The organism is Methanolobus sp. (genome assembly GCF_016278365.1).
Lineage (GTDB): Archaea > Halobacteriota > Methanosarcinia > Methanosarcinales > Methanosarcinaceae > Methanolobus.
The window spans coordinates 101,540-116,519 of sequence record NZ_JADQBZ010000004.1 but is presented as its reverse complement, the minus strand read 5'-3'; the positions used below and the strand labels follow the sequence as shown (position 1 = coordinate 116,519).

The window sequence follows — 14,980 nt, the reverse complement described above, 5'->3', positions numbered from 1 at the left end:
TGGAGATATTAATTTATCAATTCTTACCTTTTTTATTTTTATCCTTACCGGGGAAACTTTCCTCAACACTTTCCCTTATTCTGGCAAGGCGTTTTCTTTCCCGCCTGCTTCTGGAAAGTACAACGAATGCCGCCAGACCAAGGATACCGCCTGCAGCCATCAGGCCCATGGGAGCTGATTCTGAGTAGTACTTGATGCTTATTGCTCTTGGCGCCTGGTTTACCTGGGAGATAGTACTATTAGAGAAGATCTGTAACCTTTCGGTTATACTGCCCGTAGCTGTCCCCTGATTCACCCATACCAGATTATTCCTGCCAGAGGAATCATAATACGTATCATCAGGCGTAGGAGAGGTCTTCCCGATAAGGGGATTACCGGTGGTGTATCCTTCAGGGAGAACAAAGCGCACGACAGAAGGCGGTGTCGTGATATACAGAAAATCCTGTCCGCGCGGGGTGGTCATTGTGAATGCTACAAAGCCGGTAATTGGTTCGCTGAAGGTAATGTAAATATGCTTTTGTCCGCGTATCACATCCTCTGAAAGAGTATAATTGATATAAGCAGGCTCAACTGACCTTGAAAGGTTCATAAAGGTCGGGACAGATGCTTCCAGATTACTTGAATAATCACCCAATACTACGATATTGTTTACAGGATCCTCATTTGAAGAACGCAGGTCCTCAAGAGGAATTATATCGATCACAGACTCATTTTCTACCATATAGACTGCTTTTGTGAGCCCTTCTCCTGTGAGATAGAAAGTGGAGGTAGGTATAAACTCCTCATCGATAAAACTGTAATTGGTGAAGGCTTCAAATTCATATACAGATATGTTTCCTATGCTGGTCTGCTGATCAACGGGAACAAGCTCGTCGATACATCCCCCTGCAAATAGAACGAACATTAGGATGCAAAATGCCAGTGTGATCCTTTTTTTCATCATTACACAATCGGTGATGTATTTTATCAAGATATCGCTACGTTTCATGGAAATGGAGGATTCTTCCCAAAAATGAAGGTTCAAACGATAAGCCTCTTCTTCATCATATTTATTGACACCAGGAGCAGGACAGCGCAGACAACTATGATCCATGCGAGATCGAACAGGAGCACAGGTTCAAGTGTCCCGTACCCGATCAGGCGGATACCGTTGACTATGTGTGTAAGCGGAAGGAAGGCAATGGCAAAATACTGAACGGGCAGAGGCAGTGCGCTCAGGGGGAAGAAAGTACCGCTGAACAGGAACATGGGAGTGATAAAAAGCAGTACAGGATAATTGATAGACATTATATTGGGAGTAACTGCGGTGAAACACATGCCTATTGCTGCAAAGAGTAAGCCTCCCAGGAAGGCGAAGGGTATTATCAATAGTGCATATCTTATATCTATCAAGCCAAACAGTGCTATCACAGGTATCATCACCGCCGCATTGACCATGCTCCTGGTAGCGCCCCAGAGCAATTCTCCCGCAATCACATCCTCAATAGTTACAGGGGTTGCGATAATTGCATCGAAAGTCTTCTGGTAGTACATACGCACATAGGAACTGTAACTGCATTCAAAGAACGATGCGTACATCACGGAAATAGCTATGAGTGCAGGAGCGATGAAATTAGCATATGGCACGCCGTCGATGTCCTCGACAAACCTGCCAAGCCCAAAGCCAAGAGCTGACAGGTAGAGGAGAGGCTCAAGGAAAGGAGGAAGGAAGTTAAGCTTGATATCCTTCATGAAAACGTCCTTGTTCCGCTGCCAGACTTTGTAAGACTTGGAGCTGACTTTTGGAAGACTGAAATACTCGGAAATCCTCATTCCCGAAGCCTCCTGCCCGTCAGCTTGAGAAAGACATCTTCAAGGGTTGCCGGCCTTGCACTCAGCTTTGAAAGAGAGCACTCCATTGTCAGGTACTCTGCTATCTGTTTGGGATTGTCGGTGTAGATATGCACAAGGTCACCTATGACCTCATAGTTGGCCTCCTTCTTCTCCAGGCAATCGATAAGTTCCGGATTGTGCTCAGCTTCTACGATACCTGAACCCACATATTTTTCAATGACCTGCGCAGGGCTGCCTTCCACAAGGATTTTACCATAATCCATCACAACCAGCCTGTCACATAGCTTTTCTATTTCATCAAGATAGTGTGAGGTCAGTACTATTGTCACTCCCTGTTTCTTGAGAGAGCGGAGCTTGTCCCAGATCATATGGCGTGCCTGGGGATCAAGACCTACCGTAGGTTCATCGAGTATGAGCATTTTAGGACGGTTTATAAGCGCACGGGCAAGGATAAGACGGCGTTTCATGCCTCCGGAGAGGCTCTCGGTCATTGTATCCTTCTTGTCTTCAAGATGGACGAATTCCAGCAGTTCATTGGCCCTTCTTTCAGCTTCATCACGGGGTATGTCAAAATATCTTGAGAATACAAGGAGGTTCTCATACACGGTGAAATCCATATCGAGATTGTTCTCCTGAGGAACCACGCCTATATGGGACTTTATTTCCCTGGGGCGCGACATGGCATCCAGCCCGAATATCTCCAGGTTTCCGGATGTAAGAGGAGACACACACTGGATCATGCGCATGGTAGTGGTCTTACCGGCACCGTTTGGCCCCAGAAAACCAAACATTTCACCTTCCTCGATAGTGAAGCTGACATTATCTACTGCAACCAGGTCCTTGTATTTCTTGACAAGTTCCCTGGCAACTATAACCGCTACTATAAATCATCACCCTTATGGAAGTTGTGTGGAACGTTCTTATTCTTTTCGATGTAGGCTCTGTAACTGCACCGGAAGCGAACCGGTTTTTAATGAAAAGATACAATTAAGGTACAATTAAGACCCGGAGAAACAAAATGGCTGAATTGAATAACCTGATAGATACCGCCAGAAAGAAAGGTTCATTCTCAACCCTTGTTAAAGCTGCTGAAGTGCTTGAGCTTACTGGAAAGTACAGTAAGGAAGGACCATACACGGTGTTCGCGCCCTTAGAGTCGGCTTTTGAAGCAATCCCTGCCGAAGTGATAGATGAATCATTTGAGGACCACCCATATCTGCTGGGGATAATCAATTATCATATAGTTAAGGGGAAATACACAACAAATGACCTGCAGAACTTTACTTCACTTGAGACTGTCAGCGGTAAAGTACTAAAGATAACATCAAACGACGGATTCAAAATAGATAGCGCGAAAATAGTCGAAGCAGATATCGAGTGCACTAACGGCATTATCCATGCAATTGATGAGATACTTATACCCTAAGTAGACACTGTGACAAAAGTTCTTTAAGCCAGAGATGTCTAAATAGTAGTATCGATCGCTCTTACAGAATGCACCAGGGCAACATATCCTAATAGCACTCTTTTTGACCGGTTGATCAAATAGGTGGATTAAATAATGAGTGACAGAAGAAGCGGTGGCGGTTTCAGACCGAGTGGTCCAAGAGAGATGCACAAAGCAAAGTGCGCAGACTGTGGCCAGGAAACGGAGGTTCCTTTTCTACCGGATCCCGACAGACCCGTGTATTGCAGGGAATGTTACCAGAGCCATAAACCCAGCAGGCCTGATAGATATTGATATGCAGGAGATCACTACTGTACATGGTTATTGGCTTTGTATTGCCTGATTGAAAAACAGGATCTACTAAAAGGGAACAATTTAAGACAAGATCTTAAGCCAGGATACTTCTGGCTTATAGTATACTTTTTTGAGCAGGACTTTTTGTGAATAAATGGTGGGACCGCGGAGATCTGCAACCCAGATAACGCTTCTGGAGCGCGAGAAGAGGCGTAACACTTCGTGTAACACCTCAACAGCAAATGATTAAAATGGTGGGACCGCGGAGATTTGAACTCCGGTCGCTAGACCCCCAGCCTAACAGGATGGACCAGGCTACCCTACGATCCCGCGGGAATGATACTTAATACGCGTACCAGTATTTCACTCTTTCTGATGGTCAGGCCCTGCTCAGCCACAGATCATAAGCCTTAACGACTTCCCCGCCTTCGACAAAGACCAGATCCTGATTCTTTCCATATTTAATAGCATCTTCTTTTGAAAGCGCACGTCCGGTATTATCGTCAAGCATCTCACATACGACCATGGCCGGAGTTATGCCTGCGATCTTTGCAAGAGCAATGGATAGTTCGGTCTGTCCCATGCGTTCATGAACAAGAGTCCTTGCTGCACGCAGGGTTGCAACATGTCCTGGTGTACGGAACTCTTTACCGAAATCAGGAATCTCACCATCAAGGGCCCGGTCGACTATCTCTCCCAGTTTATTGATGGTCAGTGCCCTGTCATTGTCAGGAATGCCTGTGCGAGTGTCCCTGTGATTGACCCATATTGAAAATGAGGAGCGTGAATCGTACTTGAGGTCTCCGCCCTTTTCCACGATGTTGTTCAGGGAATCAGTGCTCTGGCTTGCATCCCGAAGGACATCCGCCATGAAAGGCAGGCCCAGCTTTTCAGAGGCCTGCGGGTCAAGGGCCACACATATAAGGCCGCCTGCATCCTTGCGCATCCATTTCACATCAGCCGGGGTGACAGATTTCGCAGGGATCGTGAAGTCGGTCTCAGCCTCACGCCCTTCCAGATCGAAAAGAAGTATCATTCTGCCATTTTGCAAGGCTTCTATAGCCTTGCTTATATTCTCGCTGTATCCGTTTGTAACCGCACTCATCTTCATTCACACCTTTGTGGATCCCTTACCACTATCCTGACCTTGTCATCATCATTTATCCGTAGCATTTCCCGCAGCTTCACAGGAGCTATTATCTCAAGCAGGTCCGCCGGGTAATGTGTCCTGTCCGGGATAATGACCGCCCCCTTGATGCCCTCTATCTCTATCTGATAGCATTTCCCTCCTCCAAAACTGCGCTCACCGTCACTGAAGCCGTGGACAACTACAGGCCTTATGAGAGTTATCCTGTCCCTCATCTCCGCACTCGAACCATCGAGTCTGACATTAAGGGTTCCCGGATAGGGCTTAAAACCCAGTTTGTCCCTGAACTGGGACATGTAACCCTCTTTTGAAATATAATACTGCCCTTCTCCAAGACCTGTTATGACATGTCCGTATAGTTCAAGGTCAGCATAGTCTTTGCAGAATATCTGCTGGTAATCAACATACTCTTTTTTGAGAAGCTCGATACCGATATTTGTAAGCTGGACAAGCTGTCCGCCGACAACAAGCTTTCGGGAAATGTAACCTTCCTCCTCAAGCTGTTTGAGCACCCTTGCAGCAGTCTTAGAACTGGCGGATATGTGGTGCATGAACCCAGTGGAAGATATCTTCACAGGTTTCTCGATCGCACCGAGCAATGCCAGCTTTTTAAGGGACTTTGTTGTGTACATTCATCTACCACGTTATTCTCATATTTGAGTAGAATCTCATTTATGAGAAGAGAGTAGATAAATGTTTTGTTTTAGGAAGCGAATAAAATAAAACTACTGTAGGTGCTGATGGTCAGATTAAATTAATAAATGTAGTCAAACTGAAGTTTCCGAATCTTGTTTTGAGATTAGTCTTAGAAATATTGCATAGGAGGAAGATGCCAACAACATATTAAAATGAACAAAGACTAAAAGTAGTATAAAAATATAAACATATAAATACAGATGCGCTGTATGAACTTATGTGATCTAATGAAAAGAACAACGAGTATTTTAATAGGTATATTACTTATCGCAACTCTATGGTCAGGTTGTATTGAATCGACCGGAGAGGCTACCGATGAATCTGAGGATATAACCATTGGAGCACTTTTACCGCTTACAGGAAATCTTGCCTCTATCGGAGAAGCAAGCCAGGTAGCACTTGAAGTCTCAGCCAAGGATATAAACGACTATTTCTCAGGACTCGGTTCCGGAAAGAACGTAGAAGTAATTGTGAAGGATACAGAAAGCAATCCAGAAAAGGCTCTGGAACAGCTCAAGGAACTTGATGAGATGGGGATAACGATGGTCATCGGCCCGCAGGCAAGTAATGAGGTAGAAGCTGTTCTGGACTATGCAAACGAGAATGGAATCATCCTTCTGAGTACTGCATCAACAGCTCCATCTTTAGGAATCCCTGAAGATAACCTGTTCAGGCTTGTGCCTGATGACATAAATCAGGGAATGGCATTGGCTAAATTCATGCAAGAAGATGAGATTAGTATTGTGATCCCGATGTACAGGAATGATGTATGGGGTAACGGACTCGTTGATGAGATAAAAAAGAGTTTGGAGATTCTTGATGGCACAGTTCTTGAAGGAGTTACATACGAAACAGATAACCTGGACCTTTCCACAGAAGTAGAGTCACTCAATGAGAAAGTAGTAGCAGCCACTTCAGAATACGACGAGGGGTCCATAGCTGTGGTTCTTTGTTCCTATGGAGAGGTAACAGAGATCTTTACGCTAGCCCAGAACTATCCTGCCCTTTCAGAGGTCGACTGGTATGGCACCGACGGTATAGCACTGAACAAGGGACTGATCAACAATGATGATGCAGCCGGTTTTGCTGCAGCAACCAATCTCAAGGCACCAATGTACGGATACGTGAGAGCGAATGACAGATATCAGGAGATTGTACCAAGAATCGAAGAACAGCTTGGAAGAGTTCCTGAGTCTTACGCATTGACCACATATGATGCTTGCTGGATAGCTACATTTGTTGACCTGGATGCCCTCCCGGATGACGAAGAAAGTATCAAAATGGCAATGGATACCATTACAGATACATATTTTGGAATTAGTGGATGGACAATACTCAATGAGAACGGAGACAGAGAATACTGGAACTATGACATCTGGACAGTCACCGAAGCAGATGGAAGTTACCATTGGGAACTTTACGGCAAGATACTTCTCCCTATCAAGGATAACATGATTATCATGCGTGGCGAAGAACTGATATTTGCTTAACAAATGATGGTGTATTCACACCACCATTTTTATTTTCAGTATATTAAAATTAAATAGAATTTTGGTATTGTTAATTAAGTATAGTTAATTCTTTACTCCATACTTTATCAAAAGAAGAAGAGTATTTTAGCATTTCAAGACTTTTAGTATAACACTTCGTTTTTCTTCTCAATCTTGCCAGAAAATGTCTGAATATGCTATTGTATCATTCTGATGCATAGATTTCTGCTTTTGACCGGGCATGAATGTCCTCTGGAATAAACTCTGCGTACGCTCCCCAGTTATCGGTCATTACTTCTCCGATCTCCTTCTCTAGTTCTTTCCAGAGCTTTTGTCCAGTTTTGGACAGAGACATGACTAACTCCTAAATAATGTCCTATCTAACGGAATCCCAATCCTTCAAGGCATAGCTGTAATGCTTGCCGTTTAATATAAGGGGAAAGGAGTTGATTTAAGTTCTACTGTGTAATTATATCCACAGTGGCGGCATTTATAATGTTGACGTTCGTTAACTATACCGTTCTTTTTGTGATTAAAGCTATTGCAATTGGGGAGTCCATATTTAAAAATAAGCGGTCATTATGACTGCCGGGTGTTTTGGTGTTGGGAACAACCCTTCAGGGACAGTAGAGAAGTTTGCTTCCGAGTTTAAGAAAGGGAATTACGATACACGCTATGGCTTCATGTCATACACTTATAAAGAAAACACTGACCTTGCAGCATTCGTAAGCACATGTAAGAATGTGAACCCTGACAAGTACGAGTTCATCGAGGTCACAAAAGAATACGTTGACCAGGATGCTGCGCTGGTCGATATTCGGGTCAACGAATCCACAGTAAGTCTCGAGTTCTCGCGGGAAACATTCTAGAAATTTCGCCAAAAATAGAACAAACTACAAAACAGATAGAACTGGTTAAACAGGAAGAGGAATGGAGAATAACCAGATTTCCGGAGGTGCTGACATGATACTCAATGGAGTCTATAATAATATATCCATTAATTGGCCTGAACTCAAGGTGTTCACTGTATGTTGATGAAGTTGTTGACCATGTTTTTGATAAAGAATACCAGATCAGTGAAGAGAAGGTGAGCTACGAGTTCCAGAAGAGAGGAGATACAATTCTGGAGTTTCTAAGAGTCAAAGCACACCCACAAACGGGTCACTAAGAAACGCAAATTTGTTGAATCAGTATCGTGCGTGATAAAAAGCATATAGTGTTTTTTGAATATCTCTAGTAGACTTTTATATATAACTTTTATATATATGTATTTAATTATATAATATTTATAATAATAGCGCAACCTATATATTAAACATAATATTTAATAATAGTGATGGAATCTAAATTTAGATACTATTTTGGGTCAATGGTATTCCTATCAGGCCTCATTTTATCTATAGGTGCAATAGCGTTTGCTATTATGGTTCATCTCAGGAGAACATCTGATCCCTCGGAAATAATCACCACTTATGGCTTTCTGGGTGTTGGGCTTTCCTTCACACTCTTTGGAATAAACCTCATGATGAGCCAGCGCAGGCCTTACGGTCTTTACAGCAGCGGGGTCATGATAACCGGTTTTCTGTTCTCGATTATTGGAGTAGGTTCCTTTGCGATGACCTATACAAGCAACTGGGTATATCCAACTGTCAGCTATGTGTCTTTTGCATATGCTTCTGGTATCTGTTTGCTTTCAGGAAATGCATTTGGGAACGCAGTGCTAAAGCTTATTGAAGAACGTTCTGTGCAATTGCATGAAAATGCAGCCTGCCATTACACGACAGAGGATATTGAGAAAGAAGTTGAAGAGACTTTAAACAAATCCTTTTCCGATGGCAGCCGGTTTTCTGCATTTAATCTGGATATAAAAGAAGATGAAACGGTTTTTGTCCATGGGAAAACTCTGAAAGAATCACCGCAGGACAGAATTGAGATAAAAGATAGTATCAGAGAAGTTGAATCCCTGCAAAGCGCCATCAATGGAAAGGTCAAAGTGAACGATTATGCTATCGATCTGACAACGAAAATGCTGAGTGCAACAATGAAGCAGCAGACAGAAGAACAGAACAAGAAGATGTCAAACAAACTTAAGATGAAATTGAACTCTATGAGGCGGTAAATATGGCAAAAGGATTGGACGTCGGAACAATGAACATTATCTGTGCAGAGAAAGGAAAGGGCGATTCCATTACATTTGCACAACAGAGGAACGCATTTTTGAAAATGGAAGCTGGCGACTTGGCACAAAACATGCTGGACAGCGCCAAGATACTTTACACGCAGAAGGATGAGACCATCAACGTGCTTGGTGAAGATGCTTTTAAGTTTTCGAACGTATTCAACAAGCCCATCAGAAGACCGATGAAACAGGGCATCATCAGTCCCGATGAGAAAGAGTCCATACCGATGATCAAACTGATCATTGAAAGAGTGCTAGGTAAGCCTGAGAAGGAAGGAGAGATCGTTTATATCTCAGTCCCTGCAAGTCCTGTTGACAGCAAAGTCAATGTCCTGTATCACAGCAAAACCGTTGAAGCCCTGGCAAAGAGAGTGGGTTACCAGACAAACCTGATAGATGAGGGATTGGCTGTTGTGTTCTCGGAACTCGGCGACTTCAACTTCACAGGTATCGGTATAAGTGTGGGCGCAGGTATGACAAACATTACTGTCGCTTATCTTGCAACTCCAATAGTCTCATTCAGTATTGCAAGAGGTGGGGATTGGATAGACGAACAGGTCTCCAGCGCCACAGGCGTACCTAACGAGAGAGTAACGGCAATTAAGGAAACCGACTTCTCGTTCAACTCCGACTATGAGATCGGAAGCATCCAGGGTGCACTCGCTCTCTATTATGACGCCCTGATAACTTACATCATTGCCAACCTGAAGAAGAAACTCCTGGAAGTAGCACCCCCAGATGTCGAATTCCCAATAGCCGTCGCAGGTGGCAGCAGCCGTGCAAGGGGATTCCTGGACGTATTCGAAAAGAGGATATCAGAAGCGAACCTCCCCATAAATGTCTCGAAAGTCAAAAGGAACAGGTCTACCACAGCTGATTCTAAGGACCCGATCTATTCAATTGCAAGAGGATGCCTGATCGCAGCCCTTACAAGAGAAGATGCAGAAGCTGTTCCTGCTGCAGAGGAAAAGCCTCAAAAGGCAGTCACAGCTTAATTCCTCTCTTTACTTTTTCTTTTTTATTATAGTTTTCTTTTTTTCATATGCTGGTGTTCATATCAGACCAGTTGCTTAGTCTAACTCATTCAGTAAATCCTCTGAAGCAAGTGCCGGAAACTTGTGAAGATGCAATCGATAAATTGGAAAAGGAGATGGCAAAAGCATCTACAACACATCAATCTTTTGAGATATAATTCTATCCTCGTGGAACACACCAAGCTTTTTCCTTTTGAATACCTAGAATACCATCCCAAAGCCGCTTCCCGGTTTGCTGACCTTGCCCTTGAATCTTCTTTGGATTAGCGATGGTGTCGATACTATTTGGCCATATGTAGGCATAAAACAAGATTAATAAGCATATTTGGTCTAATAGGCCAAATAAACTGATTATATTTGGCTTAGTAAACCAAATAGACGTCAAAAAACAAGTCTGTATTGGCGGCCTTAAACAGATGTTCAAATGAGCCATAGTAAAAATGACTCATCGTTGCTATTGAGAAACATTTAACTTATAAAAGTAATTATGACTGCGAGGGATTATGAACACAATTGTCAGACTCAGCAGTGAACATACAATTGCCCTCCCTGAAGAACTTATAAAGAAAATACATTTAAAACAAATGATGAGATTCTTGTTCAGATTGAAGGGGATAAACTGATTCTTTTAAAGAAGATTGGAAATTACACTGACATACTTCGTGGCCTTCATAAAGAAGTATGGGAAAATGTCGATTCCGAAGAGTTTCTGAAAAAGGAAAGGCAATCCTGAGAAAAACATGCTGAAAATTGAAGAGCATTAAAAGTATCGGAAAAATGGAATTGCCGCCTGCGGCGGGCGGTCATGTTGGCTTTAAGTCTAAGAGGAGTATACCCCATAAGCAGTTTCAGCTCATTCCTCATCTTCCACGAACATCCGCGCCACCAGACCCAGGTGATCCTCGTGGAAGGGCTCCAGTTCTTTTCTCTGCAATACTTCGAACTCCACATCAAAGCCAGTTTCCAGTTTCTGGACCTCTTCCTTGAATATGCGTTTGGGGCTGGCTACTGTGTCGATGCTTCTTGACTTGATGGAGAGCATGAGGTGACCGTGCTGTTCGAGGAAGTACTTTGAGTTGACGGCGGCTATCTCGGCCTGGTTGGGCTGGGCCACGTCCTGGAAAATGGCATCCACTTTTTCCACTATGTGGGTGTAGGATTGGGGTTTGTTGGCGTCTGCGAGTATCGGGATGATGTTGGGGCGCTGGTCGCAGAGCTGCAGCAGGTCACGCATGGTACGGGGGGAGAATTCCACCGCGTAGACCAGGCCATCCCGAAGTATATCGGAGACATGGCTTACTGTAGTGCCCGATGCTGCTCCAAGGTAGAGCACCGTGGAATCATAATGAAGGGGAATCTCAAAATTCTTGAGCACCATGGCTCCGAGCTTGCTTCTGTTGGGGTCCCACTGGCGATATTCCACGCCTTCCTCAACAATCAGGCGCTCACCGTACACACTGATTCCCGACACGAGGTTTTTCGTGGCAAGCATTTCCCTGTCATCGATATTAATACGGAATATACCGTCACTCAATTCTTCAACCGGCATTATCGTCTGCCTCCTTTCTTATTTCTGCTTTTGCCTCTGGAACCGGGTTTCCCCGCAGGTTTTGACTCCCTTTTAGGCGGAGAGGGATTAGCTGCGCGAATAGCGTTCAGTTTCTTATCCATGCTTTCCCTGATAGATGGATCCCGCTTGCCTGTATAGAAGTCCGTCCTTGCTGCAAGGCTTATCTTTGAAGCAAAAGATCTGGCAAGTTTACCCCTCTGCCACCAGGGTGCGTTCTTGATAACAACGTTATTGAAGATTATGCCATGCTTTGGAGGTGGTGTATTGCCCCGAAGGTGCTTGAAGAGAGCTCGGTGTGCGCCTATGACCTGCACTGTGCTCGAAGGGAAACTGGCAAGCTTCTGCAGGCTTCCAGCCATGCTTATCAGTCTGGCTCCAAGCAGTGCACCTGCAATATCTGACAGGTTCGGTGCCAGGGAGCCCATAGCCGTCACGATGTAGCTCTCGATGTGCCTGCGTGTGTCATAGAGACTGCAGATGTTCAGGGCGAAGGTTCTCAGCAGTTCCTCATCTGCAAAAGAGAGTTCAGAGCCCATGGACATTGACGCCTTCACAAACATCGGGTGGCTTTCAGGCACATTTGCCCGCGAACCGAAAGTGGAAACAAACCGTGCCAGTGGCTCGCCCGTCAGCTCCAGCTCAGGGAAATAGGCGCCGTACCATTCGAGCAGGCGTTCACTGAGCTCATTGGAGTTCCTGTCGATATCATCCAGCGCCTGGACCGCCTGTATGATGCGTCTGTCATCGGTATCATTACTTGATATCCTGCTCTTGGCCGCTCTTATACAGACTTCCCGCAGGAGGATATCATACTCTTCATCCAGTTCAACAAAACAGGAGTCAATAGCAGCCTGCCTCAGGTCAAGGTCTTGCAGCGCGGCACTCTGGCCGCTCTCCTGCACTGCCAGAAGCCTCTCAGCCAGCTCAGCCGGGTCCTTCCCGAAAAGCTGGCAGTCCGTTACCTCTCCCTGTTCGTTGACGTTAAGCCTGCCAAACCATGCAATGAATTCCAGGCCTATACCTCCTTTATTTCTGCGCCCGTATTGTTTGCCCTTGTGATCATAACCTTCCCACCGATAGTACTATCCAGCAGGTCCTGTGCATCCTGCATAATGTTGGAAGCATCCTCTTTATTGTCCACAACCGCATACACTGCAGGTCCGAACGAGCTCATACCTGCCCCGTATGCACCTGATTCCTGCATAAGTGCCATCACATCCCTTACAACCTGATGCTGCAGTTCCACTTCATATCGCTTGAAGCCCAGCCCCTGTATGTGATTAACAGCATGTCCAAAAGCCTCAATATCTTTTTCAATTACAGCGGGCATCATTTTCGTAAGAATAATATGGGATAGTTCCTGCACCTGTTCCAGAGGTACAGGGCAGGCCTTGCGGAAGATATCAACCTCATTTGCATCATAGGCACCCTGTACATCCGGAAGAGCAAGTACTATTTCCCAGTCGGGGAAGTCATGCCTGAAAAGTACCGGTGCCGGGTCTGCTCTGCTCGCAGATGACGGTGAGAAAGAGCCCTTGTCACTGAATCTGTGGCCCCCGTCAACGATAAAACCGCCGGTCTCAAAAGAAGCTACACCTATACCGGACGTACCTCCGCGACCTGCGGCGATTGCAAGCTCCCGCACACTCATCCCGAGGCTGTAAAGTTCATTTACAGCAGCTGCAGCTGACAATGCTGCCTGGGTCCCTGAACCAAGGCCAACGTGTGCGAACATGTCCTCTTCAATAACTATACGTACACCCTCACCGTCAGGAAGAACCTTCCTGGCTGCAGTTTCTATCCTGTCCTTCAGTATGGGTCCGCCTGTGACCTCTACCACATCAGACTTTTGTGCTGATATGACCACCTGAGGAGAACTCAGCGATATGCCCGCACCGCCATCTATCCGGCCCTGCGATGCGTTCATATCGATAAGTGTCAGATGTAACCTGGAAGGTGACGTTATTCTGATCATGAAGATGTCTATCAGTTCAGCATACTATTAAACATTAGCACTCAAGTGAAGTATTTCAACCAGGAAGCTCCTTTTTCCTGATAAGCGCCCATGAGACCCGCCTTACATCTCTGTTGAGCAGGAATGTCACAACCGCAGGCAACAGGTTCACTACCCTGAAACTCACGTCGGCAAGCATGTGCATATCCATTTTCTCCTCTGTGAAGGTCGGCTCTGCGTATAGCCTGATTCTCTCGTACTGGGTGTTCAGGTAGCCCCTGAGAGCATATATGTAGCCGCTTACTATTCCTGTATCGGCCGGATTATCTAAACCATACAGTAGATTGAATTTCATCTCCGATATGTGTATAGCCTTCAAAATATCTTCAACAAGCCGGAGTACAGGACTTAGAAGCATCCGGGCAAGATTGACTATCTTTCTGAAGGTCCATTTCTGCTTTTTTTCCTTTTTCAGACCTATAACATCTTCATCAGCAGGTTTTTGGTCTTCTGTGGATTCAGCCCCGAGAATCTTTCCTTGGGAGAGATCTTTCTCCCATTCCCTGGACTCCGGGCCTTCACGGACCTTACAGGGTACAGGCTCCCCTAGGATCTCACCCTTAACAGGCTCATCCGGGCCGCCTATCATACGGGTGTTGATGGTATAACTCAGGAAGAGCCATTTTATCTTTACCTTGTAAGATGCTTGCTTCCCGGCCTTATCAGCCTCAAGTAGTACATGGAATGAAACAAACAGGACCAAGAGTATCAGCAACGCTATCAATAATATGATTGTTTCCAGGATCATAGGCCCCTCTCACCTATAATAAGTATGGAAAGAAGAAAGGCTTAGCCTTATCTTCTTTCGACTGGCTCAATTATGATCTCGCATTCCTCTTCCGGCATCTGGCCTGCATCCTGGTTTCCGCCATCTTTTCCCTTTTTGACCTTGTCCTTCATGGACTTCATCTTATCGATAAGATCCGGGACAGAATCGATAATCTGGCCTATATCGGCTTTGCCCGAGACCGGCATCAACTTTACACCTTCGGGAGAGATCAGGATGAATGCAACTGGTTCGATCTTGGCACCAGCTCCTCCGCCGCCACCAAAACCTTCGTCCTCTCCTTTCGTCTTCCCCTCTCCACCGCCTGTACCGAATCCAAAAGAGATTTTACTTACAGGTATGATGGTGTTGGCCCCAAATACCATCGGCTCCCCGATGATGGTCTTTGTATTCACAAGTCGTTCCAGTTCACAGGATACCCCTTTAATTACATCTTCAAGTGCCATATTACAACCCCTTTTAACTGAAGAAGAATTTCTTCCTGAATTA

At 45.1% G+C, this 14,980-nt stretch carries 17 protein-coding genes, 1 tRNA gene and 1 pseudogene; 7 read left to right on the top strand and 12 right to left on the bottom strand.

Features of this window, described 5'->3' with window-relative positions; translation table 11 throughout:
* Positions 1–16 precede the first annotated feature (16 nt).
* From QZZ22_RS04095 to QZZ22_RS04085, 3 genes are all read right to left on the bottom strand, one after another.
* Positions 17–940 (bottom strand): DUF5803 family protein, encoded by a 924-nt coding sequence (locus QZZ22_RS04095; protein WP_292462958.1) that lies wholly within the window; start codon positions 938–940, stop codon positions 17–19.
* 80 nt (positions 941–1,020) lie between these two features.
* Positions 1,021–1,812, bottom strand: a complete 792-nt coding sequence (locus QZZ22_RS04090; protein ID WP_292462957.1) for an ABC transporter permease — start codon at positions 1,810–1,812, stop codon at positions 1,021–1,023.
* Entirely contained in the window at positions 1,809–2,669 is an 861-nt protein-coding gene (locus tag QZZ22_RS04085) for an ABC transporter ATP-binding protein (protein ID WP_292463170.1), read from the bottom strand. The genes QZZ22_RS04090 and QZZ22_RS04085 overlap by 4 nt, the downstream gene beginning before the upstream one ends.
* Positions 2,670–2,851: 182 nt before the next feature.
* Between QZZ22_RS04085 and QZZ22_RS04080 the strand changes: the two genes are divergently transcribed.
* Together QZZ22_RS04080 and QZZ22_RS04075 are read left to right on the top strand one after the other, a co-directional pair.
* The gene (locus QZZ22_RS04080) at positions 2,852–3,259 is read left to right on the top strand and encodes a fasciclin domain-containing protein (protein WP_292462956.1); all 408 of its coding nucleotides are present in this window, start codon (positions 2,852–2,854) and stop codon (positions 3,257–3,259) included.
* 135 nt (positions 3,260–3,394) lie between these two features.
* Complete coding sequence (locus QZZ22_RS04075) at positions 3,395–3,574, top strand: CxxC-x17-CxxC domain-containing protein (protein WP_292462955.1); 180 nt, start codon at positions 3,395–3,397, stop codon at positions 3,572–3,574.
* Between the two features lie 252 nt (positions 3,575–3,826).
* On the opposite strand, the gene QZZ22_RS04070 is transcribed toward QZZ22_RS04075, so the two are convergent.
* From QZZ22_RS04070 to QZZ22_RS04060, 3 genes are all read right to left on the bottom strand, one after another.
* A tRNA-Pro gene (locus tag QZZ22_RS04070) sits at positions 3,827–3,904 on the bottom strand.
* Positions 3,905–3,953: 49 nt separating this feature from the next.
* Positions 3,954–4,679, bottom strand: coding sequence for a 3,4-dihydroxy-2-butanone-4-phosphate synthase (ribB, locus tag QZZ22_RS04065; protein WP_292462954.1), 726 nt, complete (start codon positions 4,677–4,679; stop codon positions 3,954–3,956).
* 2 nt (positions 4,680–4,681) lie between these two features.
* On the bottom strand, positions 4,682–5,353 hold the full coding sequence (locus QZZ22_RS04060) for a winged helix-turn-helix domain-containing protein/riboflavin kinase (RefSeq protein ID WP_292462952.1): 672 nt from the start codon (positions 5,351–5,353) through the stop codon (positions 4,682–4,684).
* 291 nt (positions 5,354–5,644) lie between these two features.
* On the opposite strand from QZZ22_RS04060, the gene QZZ22_RS04055 reads away from it, so the two are divergent.
* Positions 5,645–6,907 (top strand): ABC transporter substrate-binding protein, encoded by a 1,263-nt coding sequence (locus QZZ22_RS04055; RefSeq protein WP_292462951.1) that lies wholly within the window; start codon positions 5,645–5,647, stop codon positions 6,905–6,907.
* A gap of 70 nt (positions 6,908–6,977) precedes the next feature.
* Here the strand turns inward: QZZ22_RS04055 and QZZ22_RS04050 are convergent.
* Positions 6,978–7,477 (bottom strand): annotated as a pseudogene (locus tag QZZ22_RS04050) (IS1 family transposase).
* Positions 7,478–7,488: 11 nt separating this feature from the next.
* Between QZZ22_RS04050 and QZZ22_RS04045 the strand changes: the two are divergent.
* The 4 genes from QZZ22_RS04045 (at position 7,489) to QZZ22_RS04030 (ending at position 10,081) form a co-directional block, all read left to right on the top strand.
* Positions 7,489–7,776 (top strand): hypothetical protein, encoded by a 288-nt coding sequence (locus QZZ22_RS04045; protein WP_292462950.1) that lies wholly within the window; start codon positions 7,489–7,491, stop codon positions 7,774–7,776.
* A 104-nt stretch (positions 7,777–7,880) separates the two neighbouring features.
* Positions 7,881–8,075 carry a hypothetical protein gene (locus QZZ22_RS04040; RefSeq protein ID WP_292462949.1) on the top strand — a complete coding sequence of 65 codons (195 nt, stop codon included), beginning with the start codon at positions 7,881–7,883 and terminating at the stop codon, positions 8,073–8,075.
* Between the two features lie 168 nt (positions 8,076–8,243).
* A complete protein-coding gene (locus QZZ22_RS04035) occupies positions 8,244–9,026 on the top strand; it encodes a hypothetical protein (RefSeq protein WP_292462948.1) in 783 nt (260 codons plus the stop codon).
* A 2-nt stretch (positions 9,027–9,028) separates the two neighbouring features.
* Positions 9,029–10,081 (top strand): rod shape-determining protein, encoded by a 1,053-nt coding sequence (locus tag QZZ22_RS04030; RefSeq protein WP_292462947.1) that lies wholly within the window; start codon positions 9,029–9,031, stop codon positions 10,079–10,081.
* A gap of 892 nt (positions 10,082–10,973) precedes the next feature.
* Here QZZ22_RS04030 and QZZ22_RS04025 read toward each other — a convergent pair.
* The 5 genes from QZZ22_RS04025 to QZZ22_RS04005 form a co-directional block, all read right to left on the bottom strand.
* A complete protein-coding gene (locus QZZ22_RS04025) occupies positions 10,974–11,669 on the bottom strand; it encodes a fibrillarin-like rRNA/tRNA 2'-O-methyltransferase (RefSeq protein ID WP_292462945.1) in 696 nt (231 codons plus the stop codon).
* The gene (locus QZZ22_RS04020) at positions 11,669–12,592 is read right to left on the bottom strand and encodes an NOP5/NOP56 family protein (protein ID WP_342765075.1); all 924 of its coding nucleotides are present in this window, start codon (positions 12,590–12,592) and stop codon (positions 11,669–11,671) included. The genes QZZ22_RS04025 and QZZ22_RS04020 overlap by 1 nt, the downstream gene beginning before the upstream one ends.
* A gap of 113 nt (positions 12,593–12,705) precedes the next feature.
* Positions 12,706–13,665, bottom strand: a complete 960-nt coding sequence (locus tag QZZ22_RS04015; protein ID WP_292462944.1) for a beta-ribofuranosylaminobenzene 5'-phosphate synthase — start codon at positions 13,663–13,665, stop codon at positions 12,706–12,708.
* 55 nt (positions 13,666–13,720) lie between these two features.
* Complete coding sequence (locus QZZ22_RS04010; RefSeq protein WP_292462943.1) at positions 13,721–14,452, bottom strand: DUF2953 domain-containing protein; 732 nt, start codon at positions 14,450–14,452, stop codon at positions 13,721–13,723.
* Positions 14,453–14,499: 47 nt separating this feature from the next.
* The gene (locus QZZ22_RS04005; RefSeq protein WP_292462941.1) at positions 14,500–14,937 is read right to left on the bottom strand and encodes a spore germination protein GerW family protein; all 438 of its coding nucleotides are present in this window, start codon (positions 14,935–14,937) and stop codon (positions 14,500–14,502) included.
* Between the last annotated feature and the right edge of the window lie 43 nt (positions 14,938–14,980).